Origin of the sequence: Stappia indica (genome assembly GCF_001696535.1) — a bacterium.
GTDB lineage: Bacteria > Pseudomonadota > Alphaproteobacteria > Rhizobiales > Stappiaceae > Stappia > Stappia indica.
In genome coordinates this window covers 275,662-296,077 of sequence record NZ_MBQE01000006.1, presented here as the reverse complement: position 1 = coordinate 296,077, position 20,416 = coordinate 275,662, and the positions used below count along the sequence as shown (strand labels likewise).

Here is a 20,416-nt window from a genome sequence, read left to right as displayed (position 1 = left end):
CTCATGTATGTTGTGGCTCGGCGCGAGCCATGGACTGGATGATGACGATGCGCGGAGCGTGTCCTCGCAGCCTGTCCGACATGCATTAACGTCTTCGTTTCATTCCGGGACGATTTGCCGGCTGCCATCTGTCGGGCCTATCGGAGCTCTTGGCCCTGCCGTCTTCCCTTGTTGCGGTGCAACAGCTAGAACGCGGTGACGCTAAGGCACGGACGGCCCTGCGGGTCGTCCATCAGGAGGAGGGGCTGACTTGGCTATTCGGAAAATTCTCGTTGCCAACCGCTCGGAAATCGCGATCCGGATTTTCCGCGCGGCGAACGAGCTGGGCATGCGCACCGTTGCCGTCTATGCGGAGCAGGACAAGCTCGCGCTGCACCGGTTCAAGGCTGACGAGGCATATCAGATCGGCCGGGGGCCGCATCTGCCCGAGCCGCTCGGTCCGATCGAGGCCTATCTGTCCATCCCGGAAATCCTGCGCGTTGCCAAGGCGGCCGGGGCCGATGCCATTCACCCCGGCTACGGTTTCCTGTCGGAAAGCCCGGAATTCGCGGAAGCCTGCGCCGAAGCCGGCATCGTCTTCATCGGTCCCTCGCCGGAAACCATGCGCCGGCTCGGCAACAAGGTCGCCGCCCGGAACCTTGCCATCGAGGCCGGGGTGCCGGTGATGCCGGCGACCGACCCGCTGCCCGACGACATGGGCGAGGTGCGCCGGCTTGCCGCCGAGATCGGTTATCCGGTGATGCTCAAGGCGTCCTGGGGCGGCGGCGGGCGCGGCATGCGTGTCATTCGCGACGAAGAGGCGCTGCTGCGCGATGTGGCGGCGGCCAAGCGCGAGGCCAAGGCCGCCTTCGGCAAGGACGAGATCTATCTCGAGAAGCTGGTGGAGCGGGCGCGGCATGTCGAAGTCCAGATCCTCGGCGATGCGCATGGCAATCTGGTGCATCTGTTCGAGCGCGATTGCTCGATCCAGCGTCGCCACCAGAAGGTCGTCGAGCGGGCGCCGGCTCCCTATCTCGATGCGGATCAGCGCGCGGAACTGAGCGAGTACGGCCTCAGCATCGGCAGGGCGGCGCATTATCGCGGGGCGGGCACCGTCGAGTTCCTGATGGATGCCGACACTGGCCGCTTCTATTTCATCGAAGTGAATCCGCGGGTGCAGGTCGAGCACACGGTGACCGAGGAGGTCACCGGCATCGACATCGTCAAGGCGCAGATACGCATCGCGGCAGGCGCGATGATCGGCGAGCCGGCCTCCGGGGTGCCGGTGCAGGAGGAGATCCGGCTGAACGGCCACGCGCTCCAGTGCCGTATCACCACCGAGGATCCGGAGCAGAACTTCATTCCCGACTACGGCCGCATCACCGCCTATCGCGGGGCCACCGGCTTCGGCATCCGGCTCGATGGCGGCACCGCCTATTCGGGAGCGGTGATCACCCGCTTCTACGATCCCTTGCTGGAAAAGGTGACGGCCTGGGCGCCGACGGCGGAAGAGGCCGCGCAGCGCATGGACCGCGCCTTGCGCGAATTCCGCATCCGCGGCGTGGCGACCAATCTGGTGTTTCTGGAGAACGTGATCGGGCACCCGGATTTCCGGGCCAACAGCTACACGACGCGCTTCATCGACGAGACGCCCGCCCTGTTCCACCAGGTCACCCGCCGGGACCGGGCCACCAAGCTGCTCACCTACATCGCCGATGTCACGGTCAATGGCCATCCGGAGACCCGCAACCGGCCGCAGCCCCTCGCGGATGCGCCGGCGCCTGCTGCGCCCGTCTACGAGGGCGAGATTCGCAAGGGCACCAAGCAGCTTCTCGACGAGCTCGGCCCGCAGGGCTTTGCCGACTGGATGAAGGCGGAGCGGCGCGCGCTGGTGACCGACACGACCATGCGCGATGCGCACCAGTCGCTGCTTGCGACCCGCATGCGCAGCTTCGACATCGTCGCGGTGGCGGACTCCTATGCGCGCGGCCTGCCGCAGCTGTTCTCGCTGGAATGCTGGGGCGGGGCCACGTTCGACGTCGCCATGCGCTTTCTCACCGAGGATCCCTGGGAGCGGCTGAGGGCCGTGCGCGAGCGCGTACCCAACATCCTGCTGCAGATGCTGCTGCGCGGTGCGAACGGCGTCGGCTACGCCAACTATCCCGACAATGTGGTCCGCGATTTCGTCGCCCGCGCCGCCGAGAACGGCATCGACCTGTTCCGCGTCTTCGACTGCCTCAACTGGGTGGAGAACATGCGCGTCTCGCTCGATGCGGTGATCGAGGCGGACAAGCTGTGCGAGGGGACGATCTGCTATACCGGCGACCTGCTGGATGCGGCCCGGCCGAAATACGACCTTGCCTATTACGTGAAGCTGGCAAAGGAGCTGGAGCGGGCCGGTTGCCACATTCTCGGCGTCAAGGACATGGCCGGCCTGATGAAGCCGGAGGCGGCACGGCGCCTGTTCTCCGCCCTGAAGCAGGAAGTCGGCCTGCCGATCCACTTCCACACCCATGACACGTCCGGCATCTCCGCCGCGACGGTACTGGCCGCGGTGGAGGCGGGCGTCGATGCGGTGGATGCCGCGATGGACGCCTTCTCGGGACTGACGTCGCAGCCGGCGCTGGGCTCGCTTGCCGCAGCCCTGCGCGACGGGCCGCGCGACACCGGGCTCGATGCACGGGCGATCCGCGAGATCTCCTTCTACTGGGAGGCGGCGCGGGCGCAGTACCGGGCCTTCGAAAGCGACCTCAAGGCGCCGGCTTCGGAAGTCTATCTGCACGAGATGCCGGGCGGCCAGTTCACCAACCTGAAGGAACAGGCACGCTCGCTCGGCCTGGAGACCCGGTGGCACGAGGTGGCGCAGGCCTATCACGACGTCAACATGATGTTCGGCGACATCGTCAAGGTGACCCCCTCGTCGAAAGTGGTCGGCGACATGGCGCTGATGATGGTGGCGCAGGGTCTGTCGGTGGCCGATGTGATGGCTCCGGAGAAGGATGTCGCCTTCCCCGACAGCGTCGTGCAGATGATGCGCGGCGATCTCGGCCAGTCGCCCGGCGGGTGGCCGAAGGACATCCAGTCCAAGGTGCTGAAGGGCGAGACGCCGATCACCGTGCGTCCCGGTTCGCTGCTGGCGGCCGACGATCTTGCCGCCCGCCGCAAGGAAGCGGCGGAAAAGATCGGCGGCGAGATCTCCGACACCGATCTCGCCTCCTACCTGATGTATCCGAAGGTCTTCACCGATTTTGCCGCCGCAAGGGATCGCTACGGCCCGGTCAACGTGCTGCCGACGCCGGTCTACTTCTATGGCCTGCCGGCCGGCGAGGAGATGATGATCGATCTGGAGCCCGGCAAGACGCTGGTCGTACGCACCCAGGCCATCGGCGAAACGGACGAGAACGGCGAGTGCAAGGTGTTCTTCGAGCTCAACGGCCAGCCGCGCATCATCAAGGTGCCGGACCGGGCGCATGGAGCGGCCGGGGCCGCAGCGCGGCGCAAGGTCGAAGACGGCAATGCTGCCCATGTCGGGGCGCCGATGCCGGGCGTCATCTCGACTGTTGCGGTGAAGGCGGGACAAAGCGTGTCGCCGGGCGACGTGCTGGTGTCCATCGAGGCGATGAAGATGGAAACGGCGCTCCATGCCGACCGCGCGGGAACGGTGGCGGAGGTGCTGGCGACGCCGGGCCAGCAGGTCGATGCGAAGGACCTGCTGGTGGTCTTCGAGGCGGAGGGCTGATGCGCCAATGGTGCTGAAGATCGCCGCTGCCGACCTGCGCCGGGTCTTCCTGTACCTGCAGGGCCTGTCCGAAGCACCCTCGCGGCGCCTCGGGCAGGCGGAGCTGTGCGATCTGATCGACCGGCTCGGCTTCGTACAGGTGGACAGCATCAATACGGTGACGCGGGCGCATCACCAGATCCTGTTCTCCCGCAACCAGACCTACCGGGAACCGCAGCTGACCCGGTTGCTGGAGCGGGACCGGGCATTGTTCGAGAACTGGACGCACGATGCAGCGGTGATCCCGTCCGGTGCCTATCCCTATTGGCGCCACCGCTTCGCGCGTCAGAAGGAGCGGCTGAAGGCGCGCTGGACCAACTGGCACGGGCACGACTTCCATGGCGAGATCGACCGGGTTCGCGACCACGTGCGGGTGAACGGTCCTTCGCGGGGCCGGGATTTCGATGGGGATCGTACCCGCAAGGAGCCCGGCTGGTGGAACTGGCAGCCGGGCAAGACGGCGCTGGAATATCTCTGGCGGACCGGTGAGATCGCCGTCACGGCGCGGGACAATTTCGCAAAGATCTACGATCTGTCGGAGCGGGTGATTCCGCGCGAGCATTTCGAGCAGGAAGTCGCCCACGAGGACTTCGTCGACTGGGCCTGCCGCGAGGCCTTGCAGAGGCTGGGCGTCGGCACGTCCGGCGAGATCGCCGCCTTCTACGACCTCGTTTCGCCGGAAGAGGCGAAAGCCTGGTGCGCGCAGGAGACCGGCAAGTCCATCCTGCCGGTGGAGATCGATTTCGGGCCCGGTCAGCCGACGCGCGCCAGCGTCGCACGGCCGGATATCGCCACCCTGTTGACCGAGGCGCCGGAGCCGCCGGCGCGCATTCGCACCCTGAGCCCGTTCGACCCCGTGCTGCGCGACCGCAAGCGGGCCGAGCGGCTGTTCGGCTTCTTCTACCGGATCGAGGTCTTTGTGCCCGCGCCGAAGCGCACCTACGGGTACTATGTTTATCCGGTGATGGAGAAGGATCGGATGATCGGGCGGGTCGACATGATCTGCCGGCGCGCGGAAGGAGAGTTGCTCGTAACGGCGTTCTGGCCGGAGCCGGGCGTGCGGCTGGGCGAGGGGCGACTTGCTCGCCTGGAGGCGGAGTTCGAGCGCATGGCCCGCTTCACCGGCATGGAGCGGGTGGTCTTCGCAGACGGCTGGCGGCGCGAGCCCTCGGGCTGACGCGCCACCGCTGCCGCTACAGGCCTTCGATCAGTTCTTGGTGGAGAGTATCCGCTCGATTTCGTCGGGCGGATGGCCGGTCAGCGTCTTGTCGACTTCGGCGACCACCCGGCTCGCCACTTCCTTGTGAAAGGCCTTGCGCAGGTCGCCGAGCGTCACCGGTGGGGCGACGACGACGAGCTTGGAGAAGCGACCCTTGTGCGCCTCCTTGTAGAGCGTTTCGGCGATGCGGCTGGCAAAGCGATGCTTCTCGATCATATGCCAGTCGGTGGGCTCCATGGCACTGCGATGCGGGCCGGGACCGTCGCTGCGCCGTCCGGGCGCGTCCGTTCCCTGATCCGAGGTTTGCGGGTTCTCCTGCTCCAGGACCCGCAGGACCTCGAGGTTCGGATAATCCGCGTCGCCCTGGTTGCGGAAGAACAGTGCCTTCTCGCCATCTCCGACCAGAACCCAACTGTCGTGCTCGATGCGCAGACCGCTCATCGCAGGCCTCCTTTCGTGACGTGTTGGCCCGTCCGTGCGGTGACCGGCTTGTGCGCCGACCTGCGAACGGGATCCCCGCCCCAAAAGACACTTAGGTATGCAACTCGTCGGTTTGAATAGCTTTTCGGTCAGCGACTTGCCGAAAGCTCGGAGACCAGGGCAGCACAGCCCTCGTCCAGCATGCGGAAGACATGGTCGAATCCGTCGGGGCCGCCATAGTAGGGGTCCGGGACGTCACGACCGAGAAAGCGGCGGAGCTGCGTGCGCGATCCGGCGGGAGAGCGGGCGCGAAGCTCTGTCAAATTGTCGGCGTCCATGGCCAGGATCATGTCGAAGCGCGTGAAGTCGGCCGGCGCCACCTGCCGGGCGCGCTGGCTCGTGAGATCGATGCCGTTTCGGGCCGCGACCGCGATGGAGCGAGGGTCGGGAGACCTGCCGGTGTGCCAGGAAGCCGTGCCGGCGCTGTCGACCGAGATGGTAGCGGAAAGGCCGGCAGCCTCGATCCGGTGGCGCAAGATGCCCTCGGCCAATGGCGAACGACAGATGTTGCCGAGACAGACGAACAGGATTGCGGTCATGGGGCCTCGATGCGGGAGTGGTGCGCGGTGGTTGTCATGCCGGCCGAGCCGTGGTCCCCTGCAGGCGAGAACGTCGCCGGGGGGCGCCTGCCAGGATCACAGGAGATCGCCATGACCGAGAAACTTTCGCCTGATGCCCGGGCCGAAGCCCTTGCCGCATTGCCGGATTGGCGCGAGGTGGACGGACGCGATGCGATCTCCCGGAGTTTCCTCTTCAAGGATTTCAACGCCGCCTTCGGGTTCATGACACGGGTTGCCCTCGTCGCCGAAAAGATGAACCACCATCCCGAGTGGTTCAACGTCTATCGGACCGTCGACGTGGTGCTTTCGACCCACGATGCGGGCGGTCTAAGCGAACTCGACATCCGGCTTGCGCGGAAGATGGATGCCTTCGCACAAGAGTGACGAAATGCGCGCCTCAGCCGCGCTCCAGCAGGAAGACGTGCACCTCGTCCGCGTCGGTTTCCCGGGCGATCAGCTTGTGTCCGGCTTCCTGACAGAAATGGGGGATATCGATCACGGACATCGGATCGGTCGACAGCACGCGGACCCGCGCGCCGGACGCAAGGCCGGCGATGGCCTTGCGGGTCTTGAGGACCGGAAGCGGGCATTTCAGCCCCTTGAGGTCCAGCTCCAGATCGACCTTGTCCAATTCGCGCTCCCCGCCGATATGAAGGGGCGTGCCGGCACCGTGTCGGCGCGCTTCCCACCTCTTGTCCATCGAGAGCCTGCGGCCACATGGACGGAACTTCAACCCGACAGGAGAATATGCCCGTGACCAGCAGCGGCAAGCCCGGCGCGATCGACATACTGGATTTCTGGTGGACGGCGGGGCCCGCGAAGTGGTTCGCGCGCGACGATGCCTTCGATGCCAAGATCCGGGAGAAGTTCGCTCCACTCGTCGAACAGGCCCGGGAGGGAGCCCTCGACGGTTGGGCGCAGTCATCGCATGGCGCACTTGCCCTGCTGCTCCTGCTCGACCAGTTCCCGCGCAATCTGTTTCGCGGCGATGCCCTGGCCTTTGCGTCGGACGAGTGGGCGCGGCGCATCGCCCGGGCGGCGGTGGAGGCCGGTTTCGACCGCGCGTTTCCCCGGGAGGCTCGCCCGTTCTTCTATCTGCCGTTCGAGCATTCCGAGGACATGTCCGACCAGGAGCGCAGCGTCGACCTGTTCCGTCGGCACGGCGATGAGCAGGCGTATCTCTATGCCCTGATCCATCTGGACGTGATCCGGCGGTTCGGTCGCTTTCCGCATCGCAATCCCGCTCTGGGCCGCGAGACGACGGCGGCAGAGGCAGCCTATCTCGACGATGGCGGGTTCAGCGCCTGATCTCGCTGCTCAAAACTTGTGCACACAATTTAGCCACATTCGCTTTGCGGGTGTGGCTATTTTTTGTGCAGTCTCGAGCTGGCTGAAACAGCCGTTCGAGGGGGGCGGAGGGGTCTCGTGCAATGTCTATCAAGTCACTGATTTAAAATATTAATTTCTGAATTTCGTCGGCGTCTGATCTGCAATTTTTCGCGCCGCAACACGAGTTGGCACGCTCCTTGATACCTGAGTACCGGCGTTAAACGGATCGCCCGGTTGCCAGGCCCTGCCGACAACCTCCGGTCCGCCAAGATCCAGCCGAAACGCGCCTGCCGCAACGGGCCGGGGAAGCGAAGCAGGGAAAGGAACGGAACCGAGCATGAAAATCGTGATGGCCATCATCAAGCCGTTCAAGCTCGACGAGGTGCGCGACGCCCTCACGAGCATCGGCGTTCAGGGACTGACGGTAACCGAGGTCAAGGGCTACGGACGGCAGAAGGGGCACACCGAAATCTATCGCGGCACCGAGTATGCCGTGAGCTTCCTGCCCAAGCTGAAGATCGAGGTCGCGGTCACCTCGGAGCTCGCCGACAAGGTCGTGGAGGCGATCGCCAGCGCCGCCAAGACCGGTCAGATCGGCGACGGCAAGATCTTCGTCTACGCGCTCGACCAGGTTCAGCGCATCCGCACCGGCGAAACCGACGCCACCGCGCTTTGATCCATTCGAGCAGGGGAATTCCAATGAAAACAACTCTGAAGCTTGTCGGAACGGCCTCGCTTGCGCTTCTCGCGGCGGCTGGTACGGCTCTCGCGCAGGATACGGCGGCAGCGGCTCCCGAAGCTCCGCAGTTCGCGCTGGCCTCTGAAACGGCCTATATCTTCAACACGCTGCTGTTTCTCATCGGCGGCTTCCTGGTCATGTGGATGGCGGCCGGTTTCGCCATGCTCGAGGCCGGCATGGTGCGTGCCAAGAACGTTTCCATGCAGTGCCTGAAGAACATCACGCTGTATTCCATCGCCGGCCTGATGTTCTGGATCACCGGCTACAACCTGATGTACACGGGCGTCGACGGCGGCTACCTCGGCTCCTTCGGTCCGTACGCCTTCGATGCGGTGGGCGGCAATGCCCTCGACACCGGCTACTCGACCGCGTCCGACTGGTACTTCCAGATGGTCTTCTGCGCCACCACGGCCTCGATCGTTTCCGGTACGCTGGCCGAGCGCATCAAGCTGTGGCCGTTCCTGATCTTCACCGTCATCCTGACCGGCTTCATCTATCCGATCGCCGGCTCCTGGAAGTGGGGTGCAGGCTGGCTCGACGGCATGGGCTTCTCCGACTTCGCCGGTTCGACGCTCGTCCACTCGGTCGGCGGTTGGGCCGCGCTCGCCGGTGCCCTGGTGCTCGGCGCCCGTAACGGCAAGTACACGGCCAATGGCGTCCACCCGATGCCGGGCTCGTCCATGCCGCTCGCGACCCTCGGCACGTTTATCCTGTGGCTCGGCTGGTTCGGCTTCAACGGCGCCTCGCAGCTTGCCATGGGCACCATCGCCGACGTGACCGACGTCTCGCGCATCTTCGCCAACACCAACATGGCGGCTGCCGCCGGTGTCGTCGTGGCAGTGATCCTGACGCAGGTTCTGTACAAGAAGGTCGACGTGACGATGGCCCTGAACGGCGCTCTCGCCGGTCTGGTCTCCATCACCGCCGAGCCGCTCGCCCCGTCCGTGTGGCAGGCCGTCTTCGTCGGTGCTGTCGGTGGCGTGATCGTGGTCTTCACCGTGCCGCTGCTCGACAAGCTGAAGATCGACGACGTTGTCGGCGCGATCCCGGTCCACCTTGTGGCCGGCATCTGGGGCACGCTGATCGTGCCGCTGTCCAACAGCGATGCGTCCTACTCGGTGCAGATCATCGGCATCGTGGCCTATGGCGTGTTCGCCTTCGTCATCAGCCTGGTCGTCTGGCTGATCCTGAAGTCGACGATCGGCATCCGTGCTTCCGCTGAGGAAGAGGCCCTTGGTCTCGACAAGGCCGAGGTCGGCATCGAAGCCTATCCGGAATTCGGTCAGGGCAGCCAGCGCGTCTGAACCCTGCCGACCCATCTCCCGAAGCAGCCGGCGTGACCGACGGTTGCACCTCGAAGCCCGGGGCTCCGTGCCCCGGGCTTTTTTCGTGCGCGAGCTCGGCCGATGCGGGCAGTTGCCTGGCGGGATCTCGCCGGTCATCTTCGACGGGTACCGGATTGCGCGATTCGCCTGCCTGGTCTCCAGCGCAAGGGACAGCCAGATGGCGCCGGTGGTATTTCCCCGCGCGGGCACAACGAGGACCTGACATGCCGCTCATCGCTTCGATCCCGCTCACCGTGGTGCCGCTGATCGCCTACAATGTCCTGGCTTTCGTCCTGTTCGAGGCTGGAGCGAGCCCCTGGACCACGCCGGTGATGACCATCGATCTCGTGTCGGGAGCGAGCTTCTCGCTTCTCGGCGGAGACCTGATGATCCTCTGCGCCCTGCTGCTGCTTTTCGTGGAGCTCCTGAAGGCGACCCGCACCGGTGTCTCGGCCCTGACCGACCACATCTTCTCGACACTCGTGCTCATCGCCTACCTTGTGGAGTTCCTGACCGTGCGCGAGGCGGCCACATCCGTGTTCTTCATCCTGATGTGCGTTTCGCTGGTCGATGTCATTGCCGGCTTCTCGATCACCATCACCGGCGCGCGGCGCGACTTCGGCGTTTCCAACGGCGATCACTACCGCTGATTTGAAGCTTGGTTCCTTGCGGCCGTTCGCCGCGAAATGCGGGGACACAGGCGCGTTTCAACCTTCCCCTCCGTCAAAAGTTAACAAAAGGTTATCGACTGGCACGGCATTTGCGCTAAATTCCCTAGGAACAACGCCAATGTATCAAATTGGCACGCCTGGGAGGCGGAAATGCGGATCGAGCAGGGCAGACGTCCCGCGGCAGGACCGGGGGAAAGCCGGCGGGCCACCGACACGGTGTCCTCTGCGGGCAGCAGCGCGTCTGCGCCCGCCTCCGCTGCCCGTGCGATCGTCCCGGTGGCGCCGGTGGGCGAGGTGCGCAGCGATCGCTTTGCCCGCCTCTACCGGCCGAATGCCGCTTTCCTTGCTCAGCTGATCGCCATGCGCGAGCACGTTCCGCAAATGCGGGTGCGGCGACGGGCAGCTCCCGATCAGGCGGTCGATGCCTATCGGGTCGCCGAGCGCCAGCCTCGGATGGCCGCTCCCGGCCGGGTCCTTGCCGTCAGCCGCTGACGCACGCTTTTGAAATTCCGGGCGCCTTGAAGAAAAAGGCCCGCGCGATGTGTCGCGTGGGCCTTTTTGCGTCCGCCTTGTGCTTGCCGGCTCAATAGCCGATAGCGCAGCCGTCTTTGCGCGGGTCGGAACCGCCGATCAGCACGCCACGGCTGCGGTCGATGAGGATCGCCTGTCCGCCGCCGATGGCCTCCTGGACGAGGTCGACCTGGTGGCCGAGCTTCCGCAGGCCGTCGACGGTGTCCTGAGGCACGTGGCGTTCGGCCTGGAGCACGTGCGTGGTCTCGTCGAAGAACATGCGCGGAGCGTCGATGGCCTCCTGCGGATCCATGCCGAAATCGACGATGTTGCTGAGTACATGGGCATGGCCGCAGGGCTGGTAGCCGCCGCCCATCACGCCGAACGAGAGATACGGCCGGCCGTCCTTCATCGCCATTGCCGGAATGATGGTATGCAACGGCCGCTTGCCGCCGTCGATGCAGTTCGGGTGCCCGGGCTCCAGGCGGAAGCAGGCGCCGCGGTTCTGCAGCATCACACCGCTCTTCGGCGCACAGATGCCGGATCCGAAGCTTTTGTAGACAGAGTTGATGAAGGACACGGCCATGCCGTCGCCGTCGACCACCGTTAGATAGATCGTGTCGGACGAGGGGCCCAGCAGGGCGGGCGGGATCTCGGGAATGCGGGCCGTCGGCGAAATCCGGGCTGCCAGTCTGTCGAGATAGCTCGAAGAGAGGAAGGCGTCCGGCCCGTGCTGCATGTGATCCGGATCGGCCAGGAAGAGGTCGCGCACCGAATAGGCGAGGCGGCCGGCCTCCAGTTCGAGATGGAAGCGGGTGGTGCCGAGCGGGTCGAGAGAGGCGAGATCGAAGCGCTCCAGAAGGCCGAGCATCACGAGGGCGATGAAGCCCTGGCCGTTGGGCGGCAGCTCGGCAACGTCGATGCCGCGATAGGAGCGGATCACGGGCGGCATCGGCAGGGTGCTCATGCCTGCAAGATCGTCGAGGCTCATCAGGCCGCCGCGTGCGGCCAGCGTGTCAACGATGTCGCGCGCAACCTCCCCTTCGTAGAAGCCGGATGGGCCTTCCGAGGCGATCTTCTGCAGGGTGCGCGCCAGTGCGGGCTGGCGGACGATGTCGCCCGGCTTTGGCGCGGTGCCGCCGAAGAGGTAGCTTTCTCGCGCACCCGGATCGGCGGCAAGCTTCGGCACTGCCTGCGCCCAGTCGTGCGCGACGCGCGGCGCCACCGGATAGCCGTCCTTGGCATAGGCAATGGCGCGCTTGAGCACTTCGGCGAAACCGCGGCGGCCATGAGCGGACAGAAGATCGTGCCAGGCGCGAATGGCTCCGGGCACGGTGACCGAATGCGGACCTTGCGGATCGATGCTGGTCACGCCGAGTTCGGCGAGGCGGGCCGGTGTCGCGGCCTTCGGAGCGGGACCGGATCCGTTGATGCCGTGGATCGAACCGTCGGGGCGGGCAACGATGGCGAAGCAGTCGCCGCCAATGCCGGTCATCTGCGGTTCGACGACGGCAAGCACCGCAGAGGCAGCCACGGCGGCATCGACGGCGTTGCCTCCCGCCTGCAGCATCTCCAGCGCGGCTGCACTCGCCAGCGGATGAGAGGTTGCCGCCATCGCGGTGGTGGCATGGACGCAGGAGCGTCCCGGTGCATGGAAGTCGCGCATCGCCTGTCCTCAGTCTGGTCCCGCTCATGCGCATGTCCCGCGGGACATGGCAGCAGGTGGCGTCTTTCTGGAAGGTCCGCCGGGCGGCGGGAAGATTTTCGTCCCCAGGGAACGAGTGCTTGTCGTTCTTGTCCGTTGGTGGCAAGCGGTGGCACTGCTAGCCATTGTTCGGCAAGATTATCGGATGCTGGCACGGAGACCATAGAAAATGAGCAAACTGACCCTTTCCGCAGCGGAGAAGATCGTCGATACGGCCCTCGCCAAGGGGGGCGAACTCGGCCTCAAGCCGCTTACCGTCGCCGTGCTTGATGCCGGCGGCCATCTGGTCGCGCTCAAGCGCCAGGACGGGTCGTCGATCCTGCGTCCGCAGGTGGCCAGCGGCAAGGCCTACGGGGCTATTGCGGTGGGTGCCGGTTCGCGCTGGCTCGACGAGAATGCAAAGACGCGCCCTCATTTCGTTCAGGCGCTGAACGGCGTCGCGGGCGGGGCGATCGTGCCGGTGCCGGGCGGCGTGCTGATTCGCGCCGGTGAGGGCGGCGAGATCCTCGGCGCCGTCGGCATCAGCGGCGACACTTCGGACAATGACGAGGCCTGCGCGGTTGCGGGGATCGAGGGAGCCGGCTTCAGCGCCGACCGCGGCTGAGCAAAAAGGCCGGGCGTTTTGCCCGGCCATCATCTTCCCCTGCCTGGCAGCGGTTATTCGCGGCCGCCGCCGGCGATGGCGTCGATCTTCTTTTGCATGTCGGCGAGTTGCTTTTTCAGCGCGTCGAGATCGTCGGCGCTGGCCGGGCCCGCTCCCTTGGCGGGATCGACCGGACGTGCCTGCCCCTCCGCATCCTTGCCCGGGCCGAAGGGCAGGAACATGCGCATGGCGCGGTCGAAGATCTCCGCATTGCGCTTCACCTGGTCCTCGATCGCGTCGAAGGCGGTGGATCCGAAGGCGTTTGCCATCTGCTCGCGCAGCTTGTCCTGCTCCCTGGTCAGCGAGGACATCGAGAAGTCGAGATAGGACGGCACCACGTTCTGCATGCTGTCGCCGTAGAAGCGGATCAGCTGGCGCAGGAACGTGATCGGCAGCAGGTTCTGCCCCTTGTTCTCCTGCTCGAAGATGATCTGGGTGAGCACGGAGCGGGTGATGTCGTCACCCGACTTGGCGTCGTAGACGACGAAATCCTCCTCGTCCTTCACCATCAGGGCGAGGTCTTCCAGCGTTACGTATGTGCTGGTCCCGGTGTTGTAGAGACGCCGGTTTGCATATTTTTTAATGATGGTCGGCTCGGTGGTCTTTGTAGCCATATCGGTTTTCAGATCCCGGCTTCGCGCCCCGGCCCGCAAGCCGTTGCGGCATTCCTCCCTGGGTCGCGGCGGTAGATCAACCTGCCTCTTCCGCGACTTTGTCCTGACGCACGATAAGCCAATCGTGGGCGGGCGCACCACCGTTTTGTCAAACTTGTCAGGCAGCGCCCCGACTGCACCGAAAGGATGACGCAGTGAGCCGGAAAATCGCCGAGGGCTACGGGGTGTTGCGGTTGACACTTGGCGGGCGGGCGTCTCTAGTTTGCGGGAAACGCGCAGGCAGCCAAACAACAATCCAGAGGATTGCTCGCGCCACGGGAGGTCCGGTTTTTCGGGAGATCATGAAATGAGCGCATCCACCGACGTCGTCATCGTCAGCGCAACGCGCACTGCTGTCGGGTCCTTCAATGGTGCCTTCGCCAACACGCCCGCCCATGAGCTCGGCGCCGTGGCGATCCGTTCTGCACTCGAGCGCGCCTCCGTCGCCGCCGCCGATGTCGACGAGGTCGTGTTCGGCCAGGTGCTGACCGCAGGCCAGGGCCAGAACCCGGCCCGTCAGGCAGCGATCCTCGCCGGCATTCCCGACAGCGCGACGGCCTGGGTTCTCAACCAGGTCTGCGGTTCGGGCCTGCGTACTGTCGCCATCGCCATGCAGCAGATCGCTGCCGGAGATGCCTCCATCATCGTTGCCGGCGGCCAGGAGAACATGTCCCTGTCGCCGCACTGCGCCCATATGCGCGCCGGCTACAAGATGGGCGACTACAAGATGATCGACACGATGATCAAGGACGGCCTGTGGGACGCCTTCAACGGCTACCACATGGGCCAGACCGCCGAGAACGTCGCGCAAAAATGGCAGATCTCCCGCGATCAGCAGGACGAATTTGCCGTCGCCTCGCAGAACAAGGCGGAAGCCGCCCAGAAGGCCGGTCGCTTCAAGGACGAGATCACCCCGGTGACGATCAAGGAACGCAAGGGCGACCGCATCGTCGACGAGGACGAGTACATCCGTCACGGCGCCAGCCTCGACAGCATGGCCAAGCTGCGCCCGGCCTTCACCAAGGAAGGCTCGGTGACGGCGGGCAATGCGTCGGGGATCAATGACGGCGCTGCCGCGCTGGTGGTGATGAGCGCAGCCGAGGCCGCGCGCCGCGGCCTGACCCCGCTGGCACGCGTCGCTTCCTGGGCGACGGCCGGCGTCGATCCGACGATCATGGGCTCGGGTCCAATCCCGGCTTCGCGCAAGGCGCTGGCCAAGGCCGGCTGGAAGGTCGAGGACCTCGATCTCGTGGAGGCCAACGAGGCCTTCGCCGCCCAGGCCTGCGCGGTGAACAAGGACATGGGCTGGAACCCGGACATCGTCAACGTCAACGGCGGCGCGATCGCCATCGGCCATCCGATCGGCGCCTCGGGCGCGCGCGTGCTCGTCACGCTGCTGCACGAGATGGCGCGCCGCGACGCGAAGAAGGGCCTGGCGACGCTGTGCATCGGCGGCGGCATGGGCGTGGCGCTCTGCGTGGAGCGCTGATTACGATTTGATGGTGGCCGTTTGATGCCCCTCAAGGCACGGGCGGCCGTCATCGGCTGGATTGCGGGCAGGGCCGGATCGGACCCTGTCTGCAACCGGCGGACCGAGCCAGTCAGCGGCGGCTGGCGCGGCAGCGCAAGCTGAACGGGAGGAAATGAATGAGCAATGTGGCAATCGTGACGGGTGGTACGCGGGGCATTGGCGCCGCTATCTCCAAGGGCCTGAAGGCGGCCGGCTATACGGTGGCGGCGACCTACGCCGGCAACACCGAGAAGGCCGAAGCGTTCAAGGCCGAGACGGGCATCCATGTCTACAAGTGGGATGTGGCCGATGCTGAGGCCTGCAACCAGGGTGTCGGGCAGGTGGTTTCCGACCTCGGTGCCGTCGAGGTGCTCGTCAACAATGCCGGCATCACCCGTGACGGCTGGTTCCACAAGATGGATTTCGAGCAGTGGTCGGCCGTGATCCGCACCAATCTCGATTCCATGTTCACCATGACCCGTCCCGTCATCGACGGCATGCGCGAGCGCGGCCACGGCCGCATCATCAACATCTCGTCCATAAACGGACAGAAGGGCCAGCTCGGCCAGACCAACTACTCGGCCGCGAAGGCCGGCGTGATCGGTTTCACCAAGGCGCTTGCCTCCGAGAATGCCCGCAAGGGCATCACGGTCAACGCCATCTGCCCGGGCTACATCGACACCGACATGGTGGCGGCGGTGCCGGAGAAGGTTCTGGAGGGGATCATCGCCGGCATTCCGGTCGGCCGGCTCGGCCAGGCCGAGGAGATCGCGGCTGCGGTCGCCTATCTCGCCTCGAAGGAAGCCGCGTTCATGACCGGCGCCGTGCTGACCATCAACGGCGGCCAGTACTACGCGAACGGCTGATCGCCGGCGTGGACGAACGGGATTTCGAGAGGGCTCCTGTCTCCGACAGGGGCCCTTTTCGTTGGCGTCGGCATGTCGGTGCCTGCCTGCCGCGGGTCTTCAAGAACCGCAAAACGAAAAAGGCCGGCGCTTGCGCACCGGCCTCTTTTTCGCGTTTTCCCGGGCAGCCGTTTTGCGGCCGCCGCAGGATCACACGTCGTCCTTCACCGCCAGGATCTGGCGGCCCCGGTACATGCCCGTCTTCAGGTCGACGTGATGCGGGCGGCGAAGTTCGCCCGAATCCTTGTCCTCGACATAGGTCGGCTGCTTCAGGGCGTCCGCGGAGCGACGCGCGCCGCGCTTCATGCGCGTGGTTTTTCTCTTCGGAACGGCCATTGTCGTACTCTCCGTCGTGCAATATCCCGCGAAACCCGGACCGGGTCAGCCCGGGGCGTGGGTCTACACGGTGTGCAGGAATGGCGGGCTTATACCGGACCTTTTGCCGCTTTGCCAGCCCGAAAGTCAGAAAATTTGTCGCGTCCGGGCGATTCTTTCCCGCGCGATCACGGGCCGAAACCGGGGATGCAATCCAGATGCGGTTCGATCGCCGCCGCCCGGCCGCGATTGATCCGCGCCAGCCGGTCGTGGCCGGGGCGCGGGCGTGCCGGATTGCGGGCCAGCGGGTTGGGCAGAGCGGTGGCCAGACGAGCCGCTTCCGTGCGGCTGAGGTCCTTGGCCGGCTTGCCGAACCAAGCCTGTGCCGCAGCTTCCGCTCCGAAGACGCCTTCGCCCCATTCGGCGATGTTGAGATAGATTTCCAGGATCCGCCGCTTGGTCAGCATGGCGTCGAGCATCAGCGCCAGCGGCAACTCGACCGCCTTGCGGACATAGCTGCGGTCGTTCCAGAGGAACAGGTTCTTGGCGACCTGCATGGTGATGGTCGACGCGCCGCGCACGCCGTCGCCTTCGTTCAGGGCGGCGATCTGGCTTTCCAGCGCCTCCCAGTCGATGCCGCCATGCTGGCAGAACCGGGCATCTTCCGAGGCGACGACGGAGCGCACGAGATGAGGGGAGATCGCATCCAGGGAGACATAGTCGCGCTCGACCCATAGCCCCTGGACATAGCGGGCCAGCATCAATGTGCTGATCGGCGGCACGACGGCCCAGAGCAGCGTCAGGACGGGCGGCAGCAGCAGGATGACCAGAAGCGTGCGCAGCACGATCCGCCGCCAGCGCCATCGGCGCGGCCGCCGCGTCTCGCTCCTGACTTCGCCCTCGCTCATTCGCCCCCGCCGTCCGCCGTGCCGATCCTGTCGCGCACGGTGCCACACCGCGGCGCCGGAATACAGGCTGGTGATGCTAGAGACAACAGACGGCGGGTTACACCCGTCCGATCGTTCTGGAGGTGGTTGACCTTCGCCGGGTTTTTCGACACTGAGGCGAGGTGCCGGCGGATCGCGACCGGCATCCGTTCCTCAAGGTTTTCCGGAGCTGTCCCGTGACCGTCGATGCCGCCGACCAGCTTGCCGCCGATGCAGGGCGGTTCGAGGCAATGCTCGAGACGCTGCTTGCCTCGCAACCGGCCGACGGAGAGCCTGCACGCCCCGGCCGACTTATCGAGGCGATGCGCTATGCCGCGCTCGGCGGCGGCAAGCGGCTGCGCCCGGGCCTGATGATCGCGGCTGCGAGGCTGTTCGACCGCGACGACGCAGGCGTGCTCGTCGCAGCCGCCGCCCTTGAGTGCATCCACTGCTATTCGCTCGTCCACGACGACCTGCCGGCGATGGACGACGACGACCTTCGTCGTGGCCAGCCGACCGTTCACCGTGCGTTCGACGAAGCGACGGCGATCCTTGCCGGCGACGCGCTGTTGACACTGGCCTTCGATCTCGTCGCCGATCCTCGCGTGCACGCGGATGCGGGCGTCCGGCTTGCGGCCTCGCGCGATCTGGCGCGCGCCGCCGGGGTCGGTGGCATGGCTGGCGGACAGATGCTGGATCTGGCGGCCGAGCACAGCTCGCTCGGCGAAGCGGATATCCGCCTGCTGCAGTCGATGAAGACCGGGGCGCTGATCCGCTATGCGGCGCGCACCGGCGCGCGGCTTGCCGGGGCGTCGAGCCAGGATATCGAGCGGCTGACCCGCTTCGGCGAGGTGATCGGCCTTGCGTTCCAGCTCGCCGACGACCTGCTCGATGTGGAAGGCGATGCGGCCGCGCTCGGCAAGGCGGCCGGCAAGGATGCAGCCGCCGGCAAGGCGACCCTGGTGGCGCTCAAGGGCGCCGAGTGGACGCGCGCGGAGCTGTCCCGTCTGGTCGGCGAGGCGGAGACGCTGCTGGCTCCCTATGGCGCCCGGGCGGCTGAACTCGCCGGGCTTGCCCGCTTCGTTGCCGTCCGCGATCGCTGAGGCAGGGCCGACCTGATTTCATCCCAGAAAAGCACGCATGTGGAAGCTGCCTGCTTCCTCCGACTGCGCGTGCGCGCGGCCGAAGGGGCAGGCATGCCGTGCAACGCAGCCGGCATGGCAGGGTGCGGCAGGGTTCGCCCGCAGGTGGGCCAGGCAGCGCGGTACGTCATATCCTGTCTGCGACAGGGCTCCGGCCGGGCAGGCGGAGATGCAGGGTGCGTCGTGGCAGGTCGGGCAGGGGCCTCGTTCGGGCAAGGCTTCGGGCACAGCCATCGGCTCCGGCGACAGGAGCGCGGCGCGCAGGCCTGCCCAGGGGCCGAACTCACGATGTGCCAGAACCCCCATCGGCGACCGCGAGAAGCCTCCAGTCTTCAGAGCCCAGCGCTGAAAGGGATGGTAGGGAGGACCGTCGAAGGGAAAGACGATACCGAGCCCTTCGCTCTCGGCCAGCCCGGTCAGAACCCGGCGGGTGAAGCGGTCCAGCGGATCCGGCAGGCCGTCGGCTGCTTCCGGACTGGTACCGAAAATGGCGAAGAGTGGATTGGAGAGGCTGCCGACGACGAGCACCGCGCGGGCAGCATGTCCGGCTCTTGCGTCGGGCACCGCGTCGTCCGCGGTGGGCGCGAACCGGCCGAGCAGGCAAAACCCGGCGCGAGCGAGCCTGTCGCCGAGACCGGCGATCCAGGCTGCATCCCGCGCCGGGTGCGGTTTCACTTCAGACGGTCGCGCTTGGCCAGGGTCCGCAGGCGCAGAGCGTTCAGGCGGATGAAGCCGGCCGCGTCCTTCTGGTCATAGGCGCCGCGATCGTCCTCGAACGTCACCAGCTCCTCGGAGTAGAGCGAGTAGGGCGACTGGCGACCGACGACGATGACGTTGCCCTTGTAGAGCTTGAGGCGAACCTCGCCGGCGACCTTTTCCTGGCTCTTGTCGATCAGGGCCTGCAGCATCTCGCGCTCGGGCGAGAACCAGAAGCCGTTGTAGATGAGCTCCGCATAGCGCGGCATCAGCTCGTCCTTCAGGTGGCTGGCGCCGCGGTCGAGAGTGATCGACTCGATCGCCCGGTGGGCGGTGAGCAGGATCGTGCCGCCCGGCGTCTCGTAGACGCCGCGCGACTTCATGCCGACGAAGCGGTTCTCGACGAGGTCGAGGCGGCCGATGCCGTTTTCGCGGCCATACTCGTTCAGCTTGGCGAAGAGGGTTGCCGGCGACAGCGTCTCGCCGTTGAGCGACACGGCGTCGCCCTTCTCGAAGCCGATAGTGATCTCGGTCGGGACGTCCGGCGCTTCCATCGGGTCGACGGTGCGCTGGTAGACATATGCCGGCGGCTCCTCCCACGGGTCCTCGAGGACCTTACCTTCGGACGAGGAGTGCAGCATGTTGGCGTCGACCGAGAACGGCGCTTCGCCGCGCTTGTCCTTCGGCACCGGAATCTGGTGCTGTTCGGCGAACTCGATGAGGTCGGTGCGGGACTTGAAGGTCCAGTCGCGCCACGGCGCGATGACCTTGATGTCCGGGTCGAGCGCATAGGCGGACAGCTCGAAGCGGACCTGGTCGTTGCCCTTGCCGGTGGCGCCGTGGGCGATCGCGTCGGCGCCGGTCTCGTGGGCGATCTCGATCAGCCGCTTAGAGATCAGCGGGCGGGCGATGGAGGTGCCGAGCAGGTAGACGCCCTCGTAGACCGCATTGGCACGGAACATCGGGAAGACGAAGTCGCGGATGAATTCCTCGCGCAGATCGTCGATGTGGATTTCCTTGATGCCGAGCAGCTCTGCCTTCTTGCGCGCCGGCTCCAGTTCCTCGCCCTGGCCGAGGTCGGCGGTGAAGGTCACCACTTCGCAGCCGTATTCGGTCTGCAGCCACTTCAGGATGATCGAGGTATCGAGGCCGCCGGAATAGGCGAGCACCACCTTCTTGATGTCTTTGTGTGCCATGGGGTCCGTAGTCCAGTCCTGGGCAGGTTGAGGCGGGTTGCGGCGATCCGCGCGCCGGTATGGGCCGGCAACGCTTGCCGGTGGGTGAAATCCGCGCGCACTGTAGCCCTTGGGCGCCGGAGCGCAAGCCGGGAA

General features: G+C 66.0%; 21 protein-coding genes. 12 read left to right on the top strand and 9 right to left on the bottom strand.

Translation table 11 applies throughout. The features are described 5' to 3' along the window. The first annotated feature begins 250 nt into the window (after positions 1 to 250). A complete protein-coding gene (pyc, locus tag BBX35_RS21495) occupies positions 251 to 3,718 on the top strand; it encodes a pyruvate carboxylase (RefSeq protein ID WP_067224451.1) in 3,468 nt (1,155 codons plus the stop codon). 7 nt (positions 3,719 to 3,725) lie between these two features. Beyond that, positions 3,726 to 4,934 carry a winged helix-turn-helix domain-containing protein gene (locus tag BBX35_RS21490; protein WP_067224450.1) on the top strand — a complete coding sequence of 403 codons (1,209 nt, stop codon included), beginning with the start codon at positions 3,726 to 3,728 and terminating at the stop codon, positions 4,932 to 4,934. A 30-nt stretch (positions 4,935 to 4,964) separates the two neighbouring features. Here the strand turns inward: BBX35_RS21490 and BBX35_RS21485 are convergent, their stop codons facing one another. Further along, entirely contained in the window at positions 4,965 to 5,417 is a 453-nt protein-coding gene (locus tag BBX35_RS21485; protein ID WP_067224448.1) for a baeRF12 domain-containing protein, read from the bottom strand. Positions 5,418 to 5,545: 128 nt separating this feature from the next. Next, positions 5,546 to 5,995, bottom strand: coding sequence for a low molecular weight protein-tyrosine-phosphatase (locus BBX35_RS21480; RefSeq protein WP_067224447.1), 450 nt, complete (start codon positions 5,993 to 5,995; stop codon positions 5,546 to 5,548). A gap of 111 nt (positions 5,996 to 6,106) precedes the next feature. On the opposite strand from BBX35_RS21480, the gene BBX35_RS21475 reads away from it, so the two are divergent. Beyond that, positions 6,107 to 6,400: a 4a-hydroxytetrahydrobiopterin dehydratase gene (locus BBX35_RS21475; RefSeq protein ID WP_067224445.1), complete on the top strand. Its 294-nt coding sequence runs from the start codon at positions 6,107 to 6,109 to the stop codon at positions 6,398 to 6,400. Positions 6,401 to 6,413: 13 nt separating this feature from the next. Here BBX35_RS21475 and BBX35_RS21470 read toward each other — a convergent pair whose 3' ends face one another. Beyond that, entirely contained in the window at positions 6,414 to 6,647 is a 234-nt protein-coding gene (locus BBX35_RS21470) for a sulfurtransferase TusA family protein (protein ID WP_067224812.1), read from the bottom strand. A gap of 116 nt (positions 6,648 to 6,763) precedes the next feature. Here BBX35_RS21470 and BBX35_RS21465 point away from each other — a divergent pair, with 116 nt between their 5' ends. From BBX35_RS21465 to BBX35_RS21440, 5 genes are all read left to right on the top strand, one after another. Further along, positions 6,764 to 7,324 carry a DUF924 family protein gene (locus tag BBX35_RS21465; protein ID WP_067224443.1) on the top strand — a complete coding sequence of 187 codons (561 nt, stop codon included), beginning with the start codon at positions 6,764 to 6,766 and terminating at the stop codon, positions 7,322 to 7,324. A gap of 358 nt (positions 7,325 to 7,682) precedes the next feature. After that, complete coding sequence (locus tag BBX35_RS21460; protein ID WP_067224442.1) at positions 7,683 to 8,021, top strand: P-II family nitrogen regulator; 339 nt, start codon at positions 7,683 to 7,685, stop codon at positions 8,019 to 8,021. A 23-nt stretch (positions 8,022 to 8,044) separates the two neighbouring features. Next, entirely contained in the window at positions 8,045 to 9,388 is a 1,344-nt protein-coding gene (locus BBX35_RS21455; RefSeq protein ID WP_067224440.1) for an ammonium transporter, read from the top strand. Between the two features lie 245 nt (positions 9,389 to 9,633). After that, on the top strand, positions 9,634 to 10,059 hold the full coding sequence (locus tag BBX35_RS21445; RefSeq protein ID WP_067224436.1) for a hypothetical protein: 426 nt from the start codon (positions 9,634 to 9,636) through the stop codon (positions 10,057 to 10,059). A 171-nt stretch (positions 10,060 to 10,230) separates the two neighbouring features. Further along, positions 10,231 to 10,572 carry a hypothetical protein gene (locus BBX35_RS21440; protein WP_083202352.1) on the top strand — a complete coding sequence of 114 codons (342 nt, stop codon included), beginning with the start codon at positions 10,231 to 10,233 and terminating at the stop codon, positions 10,570 to 10,572. 91 nt (positions 10,573 to 10,663) lie between these two features. Here BBX35_RS21440 and ggt read toward each other — a convergent pair whose 3' ends face one another. Beyond that, positions 10,664 to 12,256 (bottom strand): gamma-glutamyltransferase, encoded by a 1,593-nt coding sequence (gene ggt / locus BBX35_RS21435; RefSeq protein ID WP_067224433.1) that lies wholly within the window; start codon positions 12,254 to 12,256, stop codon positions 10,664 to 10,666. Between the two features lie 208 nt (positions 12,257 to 12,464). Between ggt and BBX35_RS21430 the strand changes: the two genes are divergently transcribed. Then, positions 12,465 to 12,899: a GlcG/HbpS family heme-binding protein gene (locus BBX35_RS21430; protein WP_067224432.1), complete on the top strand. Its 435-nt coding sequence runs from the start codon at positions 12,465 to 12,467 to the stop codon at positions 12,897 to 12,899. A 53-nt stretch (positions 12,900 to 12,952) separates the two neighbouring features. On the opposite strand, the gene phaR is transcribed toward BBX35_RS21430, so the two are convergent. Further along, a complete protein-coding gene (phaR, locus tag BBX35_RS21425; protein ID WP_067224430.1) occupies positions 12,953 to 13,552 on the bottom strand; it encodes a polyhydroxyalkanoate synthesis repressor PhaR in 600 nt (199 codons plus the stop codon). Positions 13,553 to 13,898: 346 nt separating this feature from the next. Here phaR and BBX35_RS21420 point away from each other — a divergent pair, with 346 nt between their 5' ends. Then, positions 13,899 to 15,080 (top strand): acetyl-CoA C-acetyltransferase, encoded by a 1,182-nt coding sequence (locus BBX35_RS21420; RefSeq protein ID WP_067224428.1) that lies wholly within the window; start codon positions 13,899 to 13,901, stop codon positions 15,078 to 15,080. A 158-nt stretch (positions 15,081 to 15,238) separates the two neighbouring features. Beyond that, positions 15,239 to 15,967, top strand: a complete 729-nt coding sequence (phbB, locus tag BBX35_RS21415; protein ID WP_067224427.1) for an acetoacetyl-CoA reductase — start codon at positions 15,239 to 15,241, stop codon at positions 15,965 to 15,967. 189 nt (positions 15,968 to 16,156) lie between these two features. Here the strand turns inward: phbB and rpmF are convergent, their stop codons facing one another. Together rpmF and mtgA are read right to left on the bottom strand one after the other, a co-directional pair. Beyond that, entirely contained in the window at positions 16,157 to 16,342 is a 186-nt protein-coding gene (gene rpmF / locus BBX35_RS21410; protein ID WP_067224425.1) for a 50S ribosomal protein L32, read from the bottom strand. Between the two features lie 167 nt (positions 16,343 to 16,509). Next, the gene (gene mtgA, locus BBX35_RS21405; RefSeq protein ID WP_067224424.1) at positions 16,510 to 17,229 is read right to left on the bottom strand and encodes a monofunctional biosynthetic peptidoglycan transglycosylase; all 720 of its coding nucleotides are present in this window, start codon (positions 17,227 to 17,229) and stop codon (positions 16,510 to 16,512) included. A gap of 269 nt (positions 17,230 to 17,498) precedes the next feature. On the opposite strand from mtgA, the gene BBX35_RS21400 reads away from it, so the two are divergent. Continuing rightward, complete coding sequence (locus tag BBX35_RS21400; RefSeq protein WP_067224811.1) at positions 17,499 to 18,350, top strand: polyprenyl synthetase family protein; 852 nt, start codon at positions 17,499 to 17,501, stop codon at positions 18,348 to 18,350. A gap of 18 nt (positions 18,351 to 18,368) precedes the next feature. Here BBX35_RS21400 and BBX35_RS21395 read toward each other — a convergent pair whose 3' ends face one another. Beyond that, positions 18,369 to 18,953 (bottom strand): ferredoxin, encoded by a 585-nt coding sequence (locus BBX35_RS21395; RefSeq protein ID WP_208979905.1) that lies wholly within the window; start codon positions 18,951 to 18,953, stop codon positions 18,369 to 18,371. A 107-nt stretch (positions 18,954 to 19,060) separates the two neighbouring features. Next, positions 19,061 to 20,281 carry an argininosuccinate synthase gene (locus tag BBX35_RS21390; protein ID WP_067224423.1) on the bottom strand — a complete coding sequence of 407 codons (1,221 nt, stop codon included), beginning with the start codon at positions 20,279 to 20,281 and terminating at the stop codon, positions 19,061 to 19,063. Between the last annotated feature and the right edge of the window lie 135 nt (positions 20,282 to 20,416).